The organism is Streptomyces sp. NPDC026673, assembly GCF_040638135.1.
Lineage (GTDB): Bacteria > Actinomycetota > Actinomycetes > Streptomycetales > Streptomycetaceae > Actinacidiphila.
The window spans coordinates 56429-71964 of the sequence record NZ_JBEZXR010000011.1 but is presented as its reverse complement, the minus strand read 5'-3'; the positions used below and the strand labels follow the sequence as shown (position 1 = coordinate 71964).

Genomic DNA, 15536 nt, shown 5'->3' with positions numbered 1-15536 from the left:
CGGTTCCGTGACCTTGCCGGGGACAAGGATAGGGCGCGGCTGATGTGCGGCCGGTTGCTTCGCCTTCATGACACGTTGTGTAGGTTCGGTGAAGCGGTCTGATAATCGCAGGCAGGTGCGAATGTCGCACCAGTTTTGTCGCCTCAGTCGACGGCTGTTGTGCACTCGTTATGCCGGTGTCTCTTCCGGCTCTTGTGTCCCGTTCCGGCGTTCTTGCGGGCCGAAAGGCGTGAACTGGGCGAAATGCGCTTCAAAAACCCATCAAAATGGGGCATTCTGCCACTGTGGCGATCTTGGATGTACGGCCCGAACTCCTCGACGCGCTGTCCGCGCTGCGCGACCGCGTCGAGGACGCGCGCTTTCCCCTTCCCCTTCCCGGAGCCGAGCGGGCCCGCCGCACACGCCAGGAACTGCTGACACAGCTCGACGACTATCTGGTGCCCCGGTTGCGGGCGCCCGAAGCGCCGCTGCTGGCGGTGGTGGGCGGGTCGACCGGAGCGGGGAAGTCCACGCTGGTGAACTCGCTGATCGGGCGGCGGGTGAGCGACGCGGGCGTGCTGCGCCCCACGACGCGCACACCGGTGCTGGTGTGCCATCCCCAGGACCGGGCGTGGTTCGCCGATCCGCGGGTGCTGCCGGGCCTCGCCCGGGCGTGGGCGCCGCGGCCCCGGACGGCGGCCGACGCGGACGGGGTGGAGGGGGCGGACGAGAACGACGAGGAGTGTGAGGCGGAGGACACGCGGCTGTGGCTGCGGCTCGAGACCGACGACACGCTGCCGCGCGGACTCGCCCTGCTGGACGCGCCCGACATCGACTCCCTCGTCTCCCGCAACCGCGAACTCGCCGCCGAGCTGCTCTGCGCGGCCGACATCTGGATCCTGGTCACGACCGCGGCCCGCTACGCCGACGCCGTGCCCTGGCATCTGCTGCGTACGGCCAAGGAGTACGACGTCACCCTGGCGACCGTCCTCGACCGGGTGCCGCACCAGATCGCAGACGACGTCTCGCAGCACTACGCGGCCCTGCTCACCCGGGCCGGCCTGGGGGACGTGCCGCGTTTCACGGTGCCGGAACTGCCCGAGTCCGCGGGCGCCGGCGGGCTGCTGCCGCACACCGCGGTCGCGGCGCTGGGCAGCTGGCTCGCGCACTGCGCCGAGGATCCGGCCGCGCGGCACCAGGCGGCACGGCGTACCGCGTCGGGGGTGCTGGGCTCCCTCGGCAACCGTCTCCCGGAGCTGGCCGGCGCCTCTGCGGCGCAGCACGCCGCCGCGGTGCGTCTGACCCGGCAGGCGGACGACGCCTACGACGAGGCCGAGACGCGGGTGCACGAGGCCGTCGGGGCGGGGGCGCTGCTCGCCGGGGACGCACTGGCCAGCTGGCGCGGCTACCCGGACTGCGGCCCGGAGGCGCTGCAGGCCGCGCTCGCCGAGAGCCTGGCGGCCCTGCTGCGCACCGAGGTCGCGAAGGCGGACGAGCAGACCCTGGAAGCGTGGCGCCGGGACGGGGCGGGCGCCGTCCTGCTGGAGGACGCCGAGGAGCGGTCGACGGCGGCCGACGACGCCGAGGAGCGGATCGAGGACGCCGTCGACGCGTGGCGGTGGACGTTGGCCCGCCTCGCGAAGGAGGCGGTGCGGGCCACCGCGGAGGGCGCCGACCCCGAACACGCCGCGGCGCTGCTCGCGGTCGCCGTGCTGGGCGGCCGCAAGGGCTCGGGCGCGGGCGAGCTGCTCGCCTCCCTCGTGGGCGCGTACTCGGCGCTGAGGGCGGGCGACCGGGCACGCGAGGAACTGGAGAGCCTGGTCGGGGACGTGCTGGACGCCGAGCGGGAACGGCGGGTCCTCCCGGTGGACGCGCTGGATGTGACGGCCCGCCAGCAGGCGTCGTTGATCGCGGAGCTTTCGGTCGTGCAGAAGTCGTACGGACTGTGGGAGAGGTGACCAGGTGCTCACGGAGCGGGTGGACGCGCTGTCGGAACTGCTGGGGCTGTCGCGCACCCGCGTGAGCCACGAGGCGCTCGACGGGGCGGGGGAACTGCTGGAAAGGGTCGGCGACCGGCGCCGGCTCTCGGCGGACCACACGGTGGTGGCGCTGGCCGGGGCGACGGGCAGCGGGAAGTCGTCCCTGTTCAACGCGCTGACCGGACTGGAGCTGTCGCGCATCGGGGTGCGCCGCCCGACGACCTCGGCGCCGGTCGCCTGCGCCTGGGACCCCCGCGGCGCCTCCGGGCTGCTGGACCGGCTCGGCATCGTGCCGAAGGCGCGATTCGCCCGCCACAGTGTGCTGGACCAGGGGGCGGAGCAGGCGGACGACGGGCCGGCCGGCCTGGTCCTGCTCGACCTGCCGGACCACGACTCGGCGGCGACCGGGCACCGCGACCAGGTGGACCGCGTGCTCAAGCTCGTCGACGTGATCGTGTGGGTGCTCGACCCGGAGAAGTACGCGGACGCCGCCCTGCACGAACGGTATCTGCGGCCGCTGGCCGGGCACGCGGACGTGACGATCGTCGTCCTCAACCAGATCGACCGGCTGCCCGAGGAGGCCGTCGAGCAGGTCCTGGACGACCTGCGGCGGCTCCTCGACGACGACGGGCTCGCCGTCGGCGAGCACGGCGAGGACGGCGCCATGGTGCTGGCTGTCTCGGCACTGAACGGCGACGGCGTGCCGGAACTGAAGGCGGCGATCGGCCAGGTCGTGGCCGAGCGCGCCGCCGCGAGCCGACGCCTGTCCGCGGACGTGGACGGGCTCGCCGAGCGGCTGCGCCCGCTGTACGTCGCCGAAGGCGCGACCGGTCTCACCGACCGGGCCCGCGAGGACTTCACGGCGAGCCTCGCGCACGCCGTCGGCGCCGCGGCGGCGGGCCGGGCGGCGGAGCGCGACTGGGCCAGGGCCGCCGACGAGGCGTGCGGCACACCATGGCGGCGGCTGCGCCGCGTCCGCGGCGACCGTCCGCGCGGCAGCTCCCTCGGCGGTCGCCGGCCCGCGCTCACGGCGTCCCGCGCGGCGGTCGACGAGGCGGTGCGCGCGGTCGCGGCGGACGCGGTGGTGGGCCTGCCCGCTCCCTGGGCGCAGGCGGTGCGCGAGGCCGCCCGTCGCGGTGGCCGGACGCTCCCCGAGGCACTGGACGCGGCGTTGGAGCGGACGGCGCCGGACGAGCCGCAGCGCCCCAGGTGGTGGTCGGCGATCGGCACGGCGCAGTGGCTGCTGGCGCTGCTCGCGGCGGCGGCGGTGGTGTGCGGCATCGCGACGGCGGCGGGCGGGCTGCGGCTGCCGTGGTGGCCGGCGCCCGCTCTGCTGGTCGTCGGCGGCCTGAGCGGTCCGCTGCTCACGCGGGTGAGCCGGTTCGCGGCCCGCGGCCCGGCACGCCGGCACGGGCAGGCCGTGGAGCGCCGGATGGGCGACGCGGCGGCGGACTGCGGACGGGCGCGGGTGCTGGAGCCGCTCGCGGCGGAATTGCTGCGGTACCGGGAGGTGCGGGAGCAGTACGGAGTACTCGCCGGAACGCACTTCCGGGTGACGGAGTTGTCCACAACCAGCCAGTAATCCACAGGTTGAATCCGATTTCTCCACGGGGGGCGCGGCGGGCGCACCATGGATCCATCGCGGGGACGGCGGCATGGGGCCGCCGTCCGGCGAGGGCAGACGGGGGAGTATCGGCGATGAACGAGACAGTGGTCACCGTCGTGGGGAATGTCGCCACGAGGCCGGAATTCCGGAAGACGCCCACGGGCGTCGCGGTCGCCAGGTTCCGGCTGGCGACCACCGCGCGCCGCTGGGACCGGGAGCGCGGCGGCTGGTCGGACGGGCACACCAGCTTCTACACGGTATGGGCCTGGCGGCAGCTCGGCGAGAACGTGGTGGCCTCGGTCGGGGTCGGCGAACCCGTCGTCGTCCAAGGGCGCCTGAGGGTCCGTGAGGAGGAGCGCGACGGGCAGCGCTGGATCTCCGCCGACGTCGACGCGATCGCCTGCGGCCACGATCTGACGCGCGGCACCTCCGCGTTCCGGCGGGTGTCCGCGACCCCTCCGGAACTCATGGTTCCGAATTCCGTCCCGGCCGCCGGGGGCGCGCCGGCCGGTGATCCCATGGCCGCACTGTCGGGATAAGACGGACAGCTGCGCATTCGGCCGGCGTCAAAACGTCGATGATTTATCGACAATTGCACGTTCATGCCTACGCGCGGGTAACGATTGCGATTCGAATTCCTGGGCGGCCGTGAATCCTGATGGCCTTGGTGCGGTTGGTTCCTAGGATTCAGCGGTACCCCCGGCTTTCCGCGGGGATCCACAGCTGTCGGCGAGGCCTGCCCCCACGACCAGCCTCGCCCGGAGGGGAAATTCATGTTCACTGTACGGAGGCGGGGAGCTGCCCGTCTTGCCGTCGCGATGGTGGCCTCCGGGCTCCTCGCGGCAGGTTCCATAGCCGTTGCCGGGTCCGCCATCGCGGACGACGCGACCCCCACCGCGCCCGGTGCCTCGGCTACGCTCGGCGGACTGAAGACGTTCGACAAGGCCGTCATCAACGAGGGCGGCAAGACGAAGAACGTCCTCGCCGGTCTCTTCGAGATGTCGGTGGACGGCGGCGGCACGATCCAGACGTACTGCATCGACCTGCACAACCCGACCCAGGGCAAGGCCGCCTACAAGGAGGTCTCCTGGGACGAGTCGAGCCTCCACGACAACAAGGATGCCGGCAAGATCAACTGGATCCTGCAGAACTCCTACCCGCAGGTGAACGACCTCGCGGCGCTGCAGAAGACCGCGGAGTTGTCCGGCAAGCTCACCGAGAAGCTCGCCGCCGCCGGCACCCAGGTGGCCATCTGGCGCTTCTCCGACAAGGCCGACGTGACGGCCGCCGACCCGGTCGCGGAGCAGCTCGCGGACTGGCTGCAGGAGCACGCCGAGAACCTCGAGGAGCCCGCGGCGTCGCTGACCCTCGACCCGCCGGCCGTCTCCGGCAAGGCCGGTGACCTGCTCGGCCCGATCACCGTCCACACCAACGCCTCCAGCGTCCAGGTGAACCTCGCGCCCGGCGCCCCCGCCAACGTCAAGATCACCAACAAGGACGGCGGCGTCCTGCCCGCCGACGGTGTCAAGGACGGCGCGACGCTCTACTTCGACGTGCCCGTCGGCACCCCCGACGGCACGACCTCGCTGACGGCCAGCGCCAACACCAAGCTTCCGGTCGGCCGCGCCTTCACGGGTGTCGACAGCACCACTCAGGTCCAGATCCTGGCCGGCTCCAGCGACAGCTCCGTCTCCGCCACGGCGACCGGCACCTGGGCCGCCAAGGGCCCGATCCCGGCGGTCTCCGCCGAGGTGAACTGCGCCAAGAACGGTCTGGACGTCACGGCGGCCAACGAGGGTGACCAGCCCTTCACCTTCACGCTGGCCGACAAGGAGTACACCGTCGAGGCCGGCAAGTCCGAGACGATCACCGTGCCGGTCGCCGAGGACCAGCACTACAAGGTCACCATCACGGGCCCCGAGGGCTTCACGAAGACCTTCGAGGGCGTCCTCGACTGCCAGACCGCCGGCGACGGCGGCAGCACCCCGTCCTCCTCGCCCAGCCCCGCCACGGCCGGCGGTTCCTCCGAGGGCACCGGTGACACCGGTTCCACCGGCGGCGACCTCGCCGAGACCGGTTCGAGCAGCGCCACCCCGGTGATCGCCGGCATCGCGATCGCCCTGGTCGTCGTCGGTGGCGGCGCGGTCTTCCTCCTCCGCAAGAAGAAGGCGGCCCCGTCCGCCGAGTGAGCTGACGCGCACTGATCGCTCCTGAGTGAAGGGGGCGGAGGTCCTGGACCTCCGCCCCCTTCACCGTTCGCCGTTCGCCGTTCGCCGTTGGCCCGGCCGAGAGCCACCGAGGTCTCCGCAGGAACGGCTCCGGGGGCGTCGCCAGGCTGTCAGCCGCAGTCCCCAGGGGTCTCCTTCGGGCCGCCGCCGGCGGCTGCGGCGAGGCGGATGCCGAGGAGGCGCCCGGCGTCGTCGACGGTCACCTGGAGCGACGTCACGGCCGGCATGCGGTCGTCGCGATAGGGATAGGTGACGGTCCACGTCTCCCCGGGGCCGTCGTCGGCACGGTCCGCCACCGGCCGCTTCGCGTCGGCGGTGGGGTAGTGCGCGCCCACGTACCCGCCGGCGGCCCGCTCGGCCGCCGCGGCGTCGTGGACCGGCCCGGAAGAGCCGGGGATGGGGTGCCCGGCCGGACCGCCCCGGGCCTGGGGCCCCACCGACAGGTTGATCTGGAGGCGGTCCCGGCCGGGCCAGCTCATGGAGGCGATTCCGCTCGGCTTCAGAACGGCCCACACCTCCTCGTTCACGCCGTCCACGCCGCACGGCGTGTTGTCCATGGCGTGATCGACCCTGAAGCCGGCTCCCAGCGCCTGGCGGACCGCCTGCCCGAGCACCGCCCGCTGTTCCGCGGAGGCCGGCCTGCTCGGCTCGGCGTGGTCGACGACCCGTACGTCGACGACCGTGGCCGGCAAGCAGGCGACGGCAGCGAATCCCGCCCCGGTCGCCACCGTGAACCAGCGACGCCGCGCGGGCCAGGGCGCCAGCCGCGCACTCGTGAGGCGAAGGGAAGGGACACCGAGGGCCACACCCGCGGCGGCGCCCACGACGTTGGTGGTCAGGTCGGCGGTGTCGCAGTAGCGGCCGATCACGGGGAGGACGGCCTGGAGACTCTCGATCCCGCATGCCAGGAGGACGGACAGCAGCAGAGGAGGCACCGGGCGCCGGGCCGCGCGCACGCCGAAGAAGCCGATCGACACGAAGAGGGCGACGTTCATCCAGCCCTGAGTCGTGCCGAACGGCTCCCACACGTCCCGGCTCACCGTGCACCCCACCACTCCCGTGCCGACGGGTCTGAGCCAGAGCGTCAGGAACAGCGCGGCGGTCGTCGTGGCCGCCCAGGCCGCGTAGGCCCAGGGCCGGTCGGAGCGGCCACGGAGGGCGGAGGCGACGCCACCCAGCACCGCCGCCGAGATGAGGGCGACGAGGGCGACGTACAGCAGGTGCCCTCCGAAGACGAGAGTCAGCAATGCCATGCCTTTCGACAGCGCGAGGGGGTCGGTCGACGGCGCGGGGGATCAGCGCGCCGGGCATCACCCTGGCGCTCGCACGTCTTGGCCTCTGGCTCACCGCATGACCAAGTCGTAACGGCCGGTCGCCGCGGATGGCCCACGGCTTCGTGATCGCGCGCCGCTTGCCGGTACGCGAAGCCCTCCGGAACGCGGACAGCGGCCTCCGGGCGTCCCCGCGGCCCGCCGGATCACCCCGGGTCGGCCGGCGGCGATCCATGACTGCGGGACGCGCACGGCCCCGGCCCAGGTCAGCGGCGTGCGCGGGGTCGCCCGGGTACTCGTTTCCGCCGAGGGGTGGCGGTACGGCAAGATGGGGTGTATCTGCCCACACATCGATTGCCGGACGGTTTCTCTTGGCTGAGTTCATCTACACCATGCGCAAGACGCGCAAGGCGCACGGCGACAAGGTGATCCTCGACGACGTCACCCTGAGCTTCCTCCCCGGAGCGAAGATCGGTGTCGTGGGGCCGAACGGCGCGGGTAAGTCCACCGTGCTCAAGATCATGGCGGGGCTGGAGCAGCCGTCCAACGGCGATGCCTTCCTCTCGCCCGGCTACAGCGTCGGCATCCTGCTGCAGGAGCCCCCGCTCGACGAGTCCAAGACCGTGCTGGAGAACGTCCAGGACGGCGTGGGCCCGATCAAGGGCAAGCTCGACCGCTTCAACGAGATCGCCGAGCTGATGGCGACCGACTACTCCGACGCGCTGCTCGACGAGATGGGCAAGCTGCAGGAGGAGCTGGACCACGCCAACGCCTGGGACCTGGACGCCCAGCTGGAGCAGGCGATGGACGCCCTCGGCTGCCCGCCCGGCGACTGGGCGGTGACCAACCTCTCCGGTGGCGAGAAGCGCCGCGTCGCGCTCTGCAAGCTGCTGCTGGAGGCCCCCGACCTGCTGCTGCTCGACGAGCCCACCAACCACCTGGACGCCGAGTCCGTCCAGTGGCTGGAGCAGCACCTGGCCAAGTACGCGGGCACCGTCGTGGCGATCACCCACGACCGGTACTTCCTGGACAACGTCGCCGAGTGGATCCTCGAGCTCGACCGCGGCCGCGCCTACCCGTACGAGGGCAACTACTCCACGTACCTGGAGACGAAGCAGTCCCGTCTCAAGGTCGAGGGCGCCAAGGACGCCAAGCGCGCCAAGCGGCTCAAGGAAGAGCTGGAGTGGGTCCGCTCCAACGCCAAGGGCCGCCAGGCCAAGTCCAAGGCCCGCCTCGCGCGTTACGAGGAGATGGCCGCCGAAGCCGAGAAGATGCGCAAGCTCGACTTCGAGGAGATCCAGATCCCGCCGGGCCCGCGTCTGGGCAGCATCGTGGTCGAGGTCAACAACCTCTCCAAGGCGTTCGGCGACAAGGTCCTCATCGACGACCTGTCCTTCACCCTGCCGCGCAACGGCATCGTGGGCATCATCGGCCCCAACGGCGCCGGCAAGACCACGCTGTTCAAGATGATCCAGGGCCTGGAGGCGCCGGACGCCGGCACGATCAAGGTCGGCGAGACCGTCAAGATCTCCTACGTCGACCAGAACCGCGCCAACATCGACCCCAAGAAGACCCTCTGGGCGGTCGTGTCGGACGAGCTGGACTACATCAACGTCGGCCAGGTCGAGATGCCGTCCCGCGCGTACGTCAGCGCCTTCGGCTTCAAGGGCCCGGACCAGCAGAAGCCGGCCGGCATCCTGTCCGGCGGCGAGCGCAACCGCCTGAACCTGGCGCTCACCCTCAAGCAGGGCGGCAACCTGCTGCTCCTCGACGAGCCGACCAACGACCTCGACGTCGAGACGCTGTCCTCGCTGGAGAACGCGCTGCTGGACTTCCCCGGCTGCGCCGTGGTCGTCTCCCACGACCGCTGGTTCCTGGACCGGGTGGCCACCCACATCCTCGCCTACGAGGGCGAGTCCAAGTGGTTCTGGTTCGAGGGCAACTTCGAGTCCTACGAGAAGAACAAGATCGAGCGGCTCGGCGCCGACGCGGCCCGGCCGCACCGCGCCACCTACAAGAAGCTCACCCGGGGCTGATCGGCAGATGGCGCGTCACATCTACCGCTGCCCGCTGCGCTGGTCGGACATGGACGCCTTCGGGCACGTCAACAACGTGGTCTTCCTCCGCTACCTGGAGGAGGCCCGCATCGACTTCATGTTCCGGCTGGCGCCCGGGGAGGGCAGCGAGTCGTTCACCGGCGGGTCGGTCGTCGCCCGTCACGAGATCGACTATCTGCGTCCGCTGGTGCACCGGCACGAGCCGGTGACCGTCGAGACGTGGGTGACCAAGGTGGGGGCCGCCTCGCTGACCGTCGCGTACGAGGTCAAGGACGCGGAGACGGTGTACGTGCGCGCCTCCACGATCGTGGTGCCGTACGACCTCGAGAAGGGCCGGCCGCGCCGGATCACCGCGGAGGAGCGGTCGTTCCTGGAGGCGTACCGCGACGACGGCGCGGGTGCCCCGGCCGGTGCCGGCAAGGAGGCCGTCGCCGCATGACGGCGCCCCTGCGACTCGCCGATGCCAGGGAGGCGGACGGTTTCGCCGCCTTCCTGGCCCGGCTGCTCCGCTGGGACAAGGCCGCCGTCGTCCGGCTGCGGGCCTCGGACACGGTGCTCGCCGTGTTCGGGCAGCCGCCGTTCGGCGGCGGGGTCCTGGCCGTCCGCACCGCGGAGCTCGAAGCGTCCGCGGGCGACCTGGACGCGACCGTCTCCGCCGGGCAACTGCTCGACGGGATCGACGAGACGGCGGGTACGGTCACCGTGCCCGCGGCCGTCACCGGGCCGGCCTGGGCCGGACTGCTCCCGCCGCGCGGCGGCTGGGAGCGGGTGGAGGGCCTGCCGCCCGCGGAGGACGTGCGCGCGGTGGCGGCCGCCGCGGTGACCGAGTTCCGGCACCGCAGCGAGGCGCTGGTGCCCGAGCTCCGCACCCGTGCGGAGCTGGACGCCATCGCCGACGACATCTGGTCGCGGCGGCTCGGCGCCACCGGCCTGCCGCTGCGGGCGGTGCACGCCGCCCACGCGCTGGGCTTCCTGCATCCGGTGCGCGCCACCGTTCCGGCACCGCGTGCGGCCGAGCAGCCCGCCGTACTGCTGCTGGCGGCGGGGCCGTGGCTGCGGCTGCGCACACCGTACGGCTCGGTCGCCGTCCGGCGCGGCGGCCCCGGGCTGTCGGTCAGCCCCGTCTGACCCGCGCCCTGGCCGGCCCGGCGGGCCCGGGCCGGCCGCGGCTCATCCCGCGGTGTTGACCATCGACGCGGCCGCGTAGACCAGGTAGTCCCACAGCTGCCGTTCGTGGTCGGGCTCCAGCTCCAGTTCGTCCACGGCGGTACGCATACGGGCCAGCCACGCGTCGTGGGCGGCCTGGTCGACCCGGAAGGGCGCGTGGCGCATCCGCAGCCGGGGGTGGCCGCGGTTCTCGCTGTACGTTCGGGGGCCGCCCCAGTACTGCATGAGGAAGAGCCTCATGCGCTCCTCGGCGGGGCCGAGGTCCTCTTCCGGGTACATGGGGCGCAGGATCGGATCCTCGGCGACGCCGTCGTAGAAGCGGCGGACGAGCCGCCGGAAGGTCGGCTCGCCGCCGACCGCCTCGAAGAACGTCTGCTGCTCAAGGGTGTCCCGCGGGATCTCATTCACGTCCCCCATGGTCTCAGACGGTCCGCGTTGTCCGGAGGGGGTCACCGTCGCAGAGTGGTCATATGACGGAAGGTGACCGGTACGCGACGGCGGCGCTCCCGCTGCGGGCCCGGCTGGTGCGCCGTATCGCCGCGGCCGGGGGGCTGGCGGACCCGAGGTGGCGATCCGCGTTCGACGACGTCCCGCGCCATCTGTTCGTCCCCGTCTACCACCGGCCCCGGTCGGGCGGCGGGTTCACCCGGTTGTCGGTCGACGATCCCGATCCGCGCGCCCGGGCCCGCTGGCTGTCGGGCGCCTATGCCGACGTGCCGCTGGTCACGCTGGTCCGGGACGGGGAGCCGGTCTCCTCCAGCAGCCAGCCCTCGCTGATGGCCGCGATGCTGGAGGCACTGCGCGTCGAGGACGGGCAGCGGGCGCTGGAGATCGGCGCGGGGACCGGGTACAACGCCGCGCTGCTCGCCCGCCGCCTCGGCCCCGAGGCGGTGACCACCGTCGACCTCGACGCGGAGATCACCGGCGCCGCCCGCGCGCACCTGGACGCCGTCGGCTGCCCGGTCGCGGTGGTGACCGGCGACGGGGCACTGGGCTGTCCGGAGCGGGCGCCCTACGACCGGATCGTGGCCACCTGCGAGCTCCCCTCCGTGCCCGAGGCGTGGCCGCGCCAGTGCCGGCGCGGCGGGCTGATCCTGGCGCCCTTCGCGGCCGGGCTGATCGCGCTGCGTGTGACGGGCCCCGAGCGGGCCGAGGGGCGCTTCCTGCACACCCCGGCGTACTTCGTGTCGCTGCGGGGTACCGGTGCCGCCCCGCGCCGTGACGGCTCCGGGGCGCCGGACGGCACCGGCACCGGTGGGCGCAGCCGTGCGAGCGACACCCCGCCGCGGGTGCTGGAGAGCGAGCTGTTCCGCTTCCTGCTCGGGTTGTACGCCGGGGACGCCGACGTCCGCTGGACGCCCGGCGGCCCCACCGTGACCGCGGCCGACGGCTCCGCCGCGCACGCCGTCCGCGAGGGCACGGTCCTGCTCACCGGGCCGCGGGATCTGTGGTCGGCCGTGGAGGAGGCGTACGCCCTGTGGTGCAGCGAGGGGCAGCCGCCCCGGGACCGCTTCGGCATGAGCGTCGAGGACGGCCGCCAGTGGACCTGGCTGGACCACCCGGACGGGCCGCATCGCTGGGAGGTGCGGCCCGCGCCGGGAGCGGCCGGGGTCAGTCGCGGACGATCGTGATCGTCGTCCAGGCGCCGACGTGGACCCGGTCGCCGTCCTTCAGCGGGATGGGCACGAAGGGGTCGACCGGGTCCTCGCCGCCGTTGACGGTGGTGCCGTTGGTGGAGCCCTGGTCCACCACCGACCAGCTGCCGTCCGGCTGCTGCACCAGGACGGCGTGCTGGTGGGAGACGCCCGGGTCCTCGGGCGCCCGGGACAGGTCGATGTCGGGGGCCTCGCGCGTGCTGTGCCGGCGCCGTCCGATGGTCACCTGGGGGCCGGTCAGCGGCATCCGCTGCTCGGGGGAGTAGGACGGGAAGTACAGCCCGCGCGCCTCCGGGCCGCTGCGGGCCATCATGCCGGTGAAGTAGTCGCGGTCGGCGACGATGACGGCGGTCCAGGTGGCCGGGCCCGCCGGTACGGGATCGGGCTCGGGCGCGGACGGCGGAGTGAGCAGGAAGTCGCCCGAGCCGGAGGTCACCGACTCCGGGGCCAGCGGCTCCGCGGGGCGGTTGATCTGCGACGGCCGGGACCGCTGCGACTCGTAGCGCTGGTACGGGGGCCCGTCCGGCGGGAAGCCGGGGGAGCCGGGCGGCGCCGGCGGGACGAAGGTCGTCCCGGCGTGGGTGACGAAGTTGTAGCGGCACTCCTCGCAGAACTGGGCGTAGCCCTCCCGCGGTGTGCCGCAGTTGGGGCACGGCTCGGCGGCCGCGGTGGCGTCCGGGTCGTAGCCGATCCCGCCCTGGCCCTGGCCGTACCCGGGGTCGTAGCCGAGGCCGGGGTCGTACGCCGGGTCGTAGGCGGGCTCGTAACCCGGCGTGTGGCCCGGGGAGTAGCCGCCGGAGTACGGGGGCGGCGGGGGCGGTGGCGGCCCGGGCGCCGTGTAGGTGGAGGGCGGGGCGGGGACGGAGGGGGACGGTGGCGCGGACATGCGCATCCCGCACACCTCGCACCAGTCGTCCGTCGCGGACTGGTGACCGTTCGGACAAGTCGACATGTCGCTCTCTCCCCCTCTGCCCCTCTGGGTCCCGCTGCTCTATTTCTTCACACGGACGGTCTTCGTCGAACGTGTCTCGAGCGTCATCTCGTCGGCGTCGGCCACCCGGGCCTTCAGCCGCACAGTACCCGTGGCCGCGTCCACCACGTCCACCACCTTCGCCAGCAGCTTGGCGGTGTCGTCGTTGCCGGAGGCGCTCGCCAGCTGTACGGCGCGGCCGAGTTTGGCGGTGGCGGAGTCGAAGTCGCCCTGCTTGCGGGCCTCCAGGCCCTGCTGGATGACCTGGGCCAGCTCCGCCTGTCCGGTGTAGTGGGCGACCTGGGGGTTGATCCGCGTGGAGGCCGCCATGTCGTCGGTCCAGACCGCCCGCACCAGGCCCTGGCCCAGCACCCGCGGGGTGCCGTCGGGCTGGGGCAGGACGAGGGAGATCCGCGCGGCCAGCATCTCCTGGCCGATGCCGGCCATCGGCACCAGCACGTTGACGTGGTAGTCGCGCGACTCGTCGCCCCAAGAGCCCGTCGGGTAGTCGCCGGCGCGGGGTCCGGCCTCGGTACGGCGGGCGGTGAGGTTCTCGACGGTGGGCGCGACCTGCTTGACGTACTGGATCTCCGCGCCCTGCGGGGTCCACACGCGCAGGGCGACGTCGGCGACCTCCTTGCCCATCGCGTTCTCCATCATCCGCCGGAAGTCCGCCTCCAGGCCGGAGGGGTCGGCGACGATGTCGACCGTGCCGAGCAGCGCGGAGGCGATCCCGGTCAGCTCCTTGACCTCCCAGTCGGTGCCGACCCCGCGCGCGTCGCAGGTGAAGCGGCCCGCGCAGGCGTCCAGCGCGGCGCGCAGGGTCTCCGGCTTCTCGTGCTCGTTGCGGCCGTCGGTGAGCAGGATGCCGTGCCGTATCGCCGCGTCGGACGTGGCCAGCAGCCGGTCGGCCAGCTTCAGCCAGGTGCCGATCGCGGTGCCGCCGCCCGAACTGAGCCGGCGCAGCGCCTCCTTGGCCTGGTGCCGGGTGGCCGGGTCGGCGACGGCGAGGCCGCCGTCGGCCGGGTAGATCTCCTTGGCCTGGTGCGTGCCGGCGACCACGGCGAAGGCGACGCCGTCGCGGAGGGTGTCGATGGCGGCGGCGGTCGCCTCGCGGGCGCTGCGCATCTTGGTCGACGGGTAGTCCATGGAGCCCGAGCAGTCCACCATGATCACCACGGCGGCGCCCGGTCCGGTGCCCGGTCCGGTGCCCGGCACATCTCCGGGCGCGCGCGTGGCCAGCGGCAGTCCGCCGGTGGTGCCGCCCCCGGTCGAGGTCACGGTGACGATCGCGTTGACCTCGCGCCCGCCCTCCGGCAGGAACTCGTTCTGGTAGACGTCGACGGAGAACTGCGGCACGTTCGACTTCGAGAAGTTGGCCATCGGGTGCGCTCCTTGCGCTTGTTCAGCCATCGGAAGAGAGCATCAGGGAGGGATCACGCGGCAGGGAACGGCAGCACGGCGACGGTGATGTTGTCGTGGCCGCCGCCGTCGATGGCGACCCCGACCAGGGTCCGCGCGCAGTGCAGCGGCCGGGTGCGGGCGTCCGCGGGCACCACGGAGGCGAGCTCCGCGGCCGACTCCGCGTAGTTCCACAGTCCGTCGGTGCACACCACCACCACACCCGGTTCGTCCGGTTCGAAGGAGGCGGTGTGCGGGTCCAGTTCGACGGCGTCCGCGCCGAGCCACCCGGTGATGGCATGGGCCCGCTCGTCCGCGTACGCCTCGGCCTGCGTCATCAGGCCCAGCGCCACCATGCGTTCGGCCCAGGAGTCGTCCTCGGTCAGCCGGGAGGCGGGCACCGAGCGGTCGTCGGGGACCCAGTAGGCACGGCTGTCCCCGATCCAGCCCACGGTGAAGCTCTTGCCGGAGGTGATCGCGCTCACGCAGGTGCAGGCCGGTGCGTTGTGGTGCCGCCGCGCCTCCTCCTCGGTGGTCTCGGCCGCCAGGTCGGTCACCGCCTGGGCGGCCACCAGCAGCGCGTCGCGCATCGCCTCCTCGGGGTGCGCGCCGCGGGCCAGGGCATGCGCCAGGGCCTTGCTCGCGGTGCCCGCGGCCGCCTCGGAGGCGTCGTCGGGCCGGTACGCGGAGGACACGCCGTCGCACACCACCGCGACGACGGCGGGCGTGCCGTCGGGCAGCGCGGTCGTCGCCAGCGCGAAGGCGTCCTCGTTGCGGTGGTGCCGCAGTCCGCGGTCGGTCACGGCGGCCACGCCGTCGTACTCCTGCTCCTGGTGGTCGCGCGGCCGGGGCTGCGCGTGCCCGCAGTGCTCGCAGTAGCCGTCCGGGTCGACGTCGCCCACGCCGCAGGCGACGCAGCGCGGAGCGGCGGTCGACAGCCCGCCCGGCGACGGGTCGAGCCGCGGGTCGGTGATCCGCGTCCGGGGCAGGTCGGCGGTGCCCAGGCCGAAGGCGAGGGTGTCCGTGTCCCCGCCCGGCGGGGCCAGTTCGTACGACTCCGGCTCACCGCCCGGCGGTGGCGGGGCGGCCGCGGGGTCGGGCGGCGCCAGTTCGTAGGCGTCCGGCTCCCGCGGGGCGGACAGGTCGGCGCCGCAGACGCCGCAGAACTTGTCATCGGGTTCCAGAGGCTCGCTGCACTCCGGGCAAACGGTCTGGTGCGGCAT

At 73.1% G+C, this 15536-nt stretch carries 13 protein-coding genes; 8 read left to right on the top strand and 5 right to left on the bottom strand.

Annotated elements, in window-relative coordinates; translation table 11 throughout:
- The first annotated feature begins 293 nt into the window (after positions 1–293).
- From AB0F62_RS11440 to AB0F62_RS11425, 4 genes are all read left to right on the top strand, one after another.
- Positions 294–1937 (top strand): dynamin family protein, encoded by a 1644-nt coding sequence (locus AB0F62_RS11440; protein ID WP_361795728.1) that lies wholly within the window; start codon positions 294–296, stop codon positions 1935–1937.
- A 4-nt stretch (positions 1938–1941) separates the two neighbouring features.
- Positions 1942–3540, top strand: a complete 1599-nt coding sequence (locus AB0F62_RS11435) for a GTPase (protein WP_361795548.1) — start codon at positions 1942–1944, stop codon at positions 3538–3540.
- A gap of 116 nt (positions 3541–3656) precedes the next feature.
- Positions 3657–4103, top strand: a complete 447-nt coding sequence (ssb, locus tag AB0F62_RS11430) for a single-stranded DNA-binding protein (protein WP_361795545.1) — start codon at positions 3657–3659, stop codon at positions 4101–4103.
- A 234-nt stretch (positions 4104–4337) separates the two neighbouring features.
- Positions 4338–5753, top strand: a complete 1416-nt coding sequence (locus AB0F62_RS11425) for an LAETG motif-containing sortase-dependent surface protein (RefSeq protein ID WP_361795542.1) — start codon at positions 4338–4340, stop codon at positions 5751–5753.
- 149 nt (positions 5754–5902) lie between these two features.
- Here AB0F62_RS11425 and AB0F62_RS11420 read toward each other — a convergent pair whose 3' ends face one another.
- Positions 5903–7045, bottom strand: a complete 1143-nt coding sequence (locus AB0F62_RS11420; RefSeq protein WP_361795539.1) for a VanZ family protein — start codon at positions 7043–7045, stop codon at positions 5903–5905.
- Between the two features lie 389 nt (positions 7046–7434).
- Here AB0F62_RS11420 and ettA point away from each other — a divergent pair, with 389 nt between their 5' ends.
- The 3 genes from ettA to AB0F62_RS11405 are packed head-to-tail and all read left to right on the top strand — an operon-like array spanning position 7435 to position 10248.
- Positions 7435–9099 (top strand): energy-dependent translational throttle protein EttA, encoded by a 1665-nt coding sequence (ettA, locus tag AB0F62_RS11415; RefSeq protein ID WP_361795536.1) that lies wholly within the window; start codon positions 7435–7437, stop codon positions 9097–9099.
- Between the two features lie 7 nt (positions 9100–9106).
- Positions 9107–9559 carry a thioesterase family protein gene (locus AB0F62_RS11410; protein ID WP_361795533.1) on the top strand — a complete coding sequence of 151 codons (453 nt, stop codon included), beginning with the start codon at positions 9107–9109 and terminating at the stop codon, positions 9557–9559.
- Positions 9556–10248 carry a hypothetical protein gene (locus tag AB0F62_RS11405; protein ID WP_361795530.1) on the top strand — a complete coding sequence of 231 codons (693 nt, stop codon included), beginning with the start codon at positions 9556–9558 and terminating at the stop codon, positions 10246–10248. The genes AB0F62_RS11410 and AB0F62_RS11405 overlap by 4 nt, the downstream gene beginning before the upstream one ends.
- 42 nt (positions 10249–10290) lie before the next feature.
- On the opposite strand, the gene AB0F62_RS11400 is transcribed toward AB0F62_RS11405, so the two are convergent.
- On the bottom strand, positions 10291–10695 hold the full coding sequence (locus AB0F62_RS11400; protein WP_361795527.1) for a globin: 405 nt from the start codon (positions 10693–10695) through the stop codon (positions 10291–10293).
- Between the two features lie 62 nt (positions 10696–10757).
- Here AB0F62_RS11400 and AB0F62_RS11395 point away from each other — a divergent pair, with 62 nt between their 5' ends.
- Complete coding sequence (locus AB0F62_RS11395; RefSeq protein ID WP_361795524.1) at positions 10758–11918, top strand: methyltransferase domain-containing protein; 1161 nt, start codon at positions 10758–10760, stop codon at positions 11916–11918.
- Here the strand turns inward: AB0F62_RS11395 and AB0F62_RS11390 are convergent.
- Genes AB0F62_RS11390 through AB0F62_RS11380 form a run of 3 tightly spaced genes read right to left on the bottom strand, consistent with a single transcriptional unit; the run spans position 11899 to position 15536 of the window.
- Positions 11899–12894 carry an FHA domain-containing protein gene (locus tag AB0F62_RS11390; RefSeq protein WP_361795521.1) on the bottom strand — a complete coding sequence of 332 codons (996 nt, stop codon included), beginning with the start codon at positions 12892–12894 and terminating at the stop codon, positions 11899–11901. The genes AB0F62_RS11395 and AB0F62_RS11390 overlap by 20 nt on opposite strands.
- A gap of 39 nt (positions 12895–12933) precedes the next feature.
- Positions 12934–14295, bottom strand: coding sequence for a VWA domain-containing protein (locus AB0F62_RS11385; protein WP_361795518.1), 1362 nt, complete (start codon positions 14293–14295; stop codon positions 12934–12936).
- 53 nt (positions 14296–14348) lie between these two features.
- Positions 14349–15536: a PP2C family serine/threonine-protein phosphatase gene (locus AB0F62_RS11380; RefSeq protein WP_361795515.1), complete on the bottom strand. Its 1188-nt coding sequence runs from the start codon at positions 15534–15536 to the stop codon at positions 14349–14351.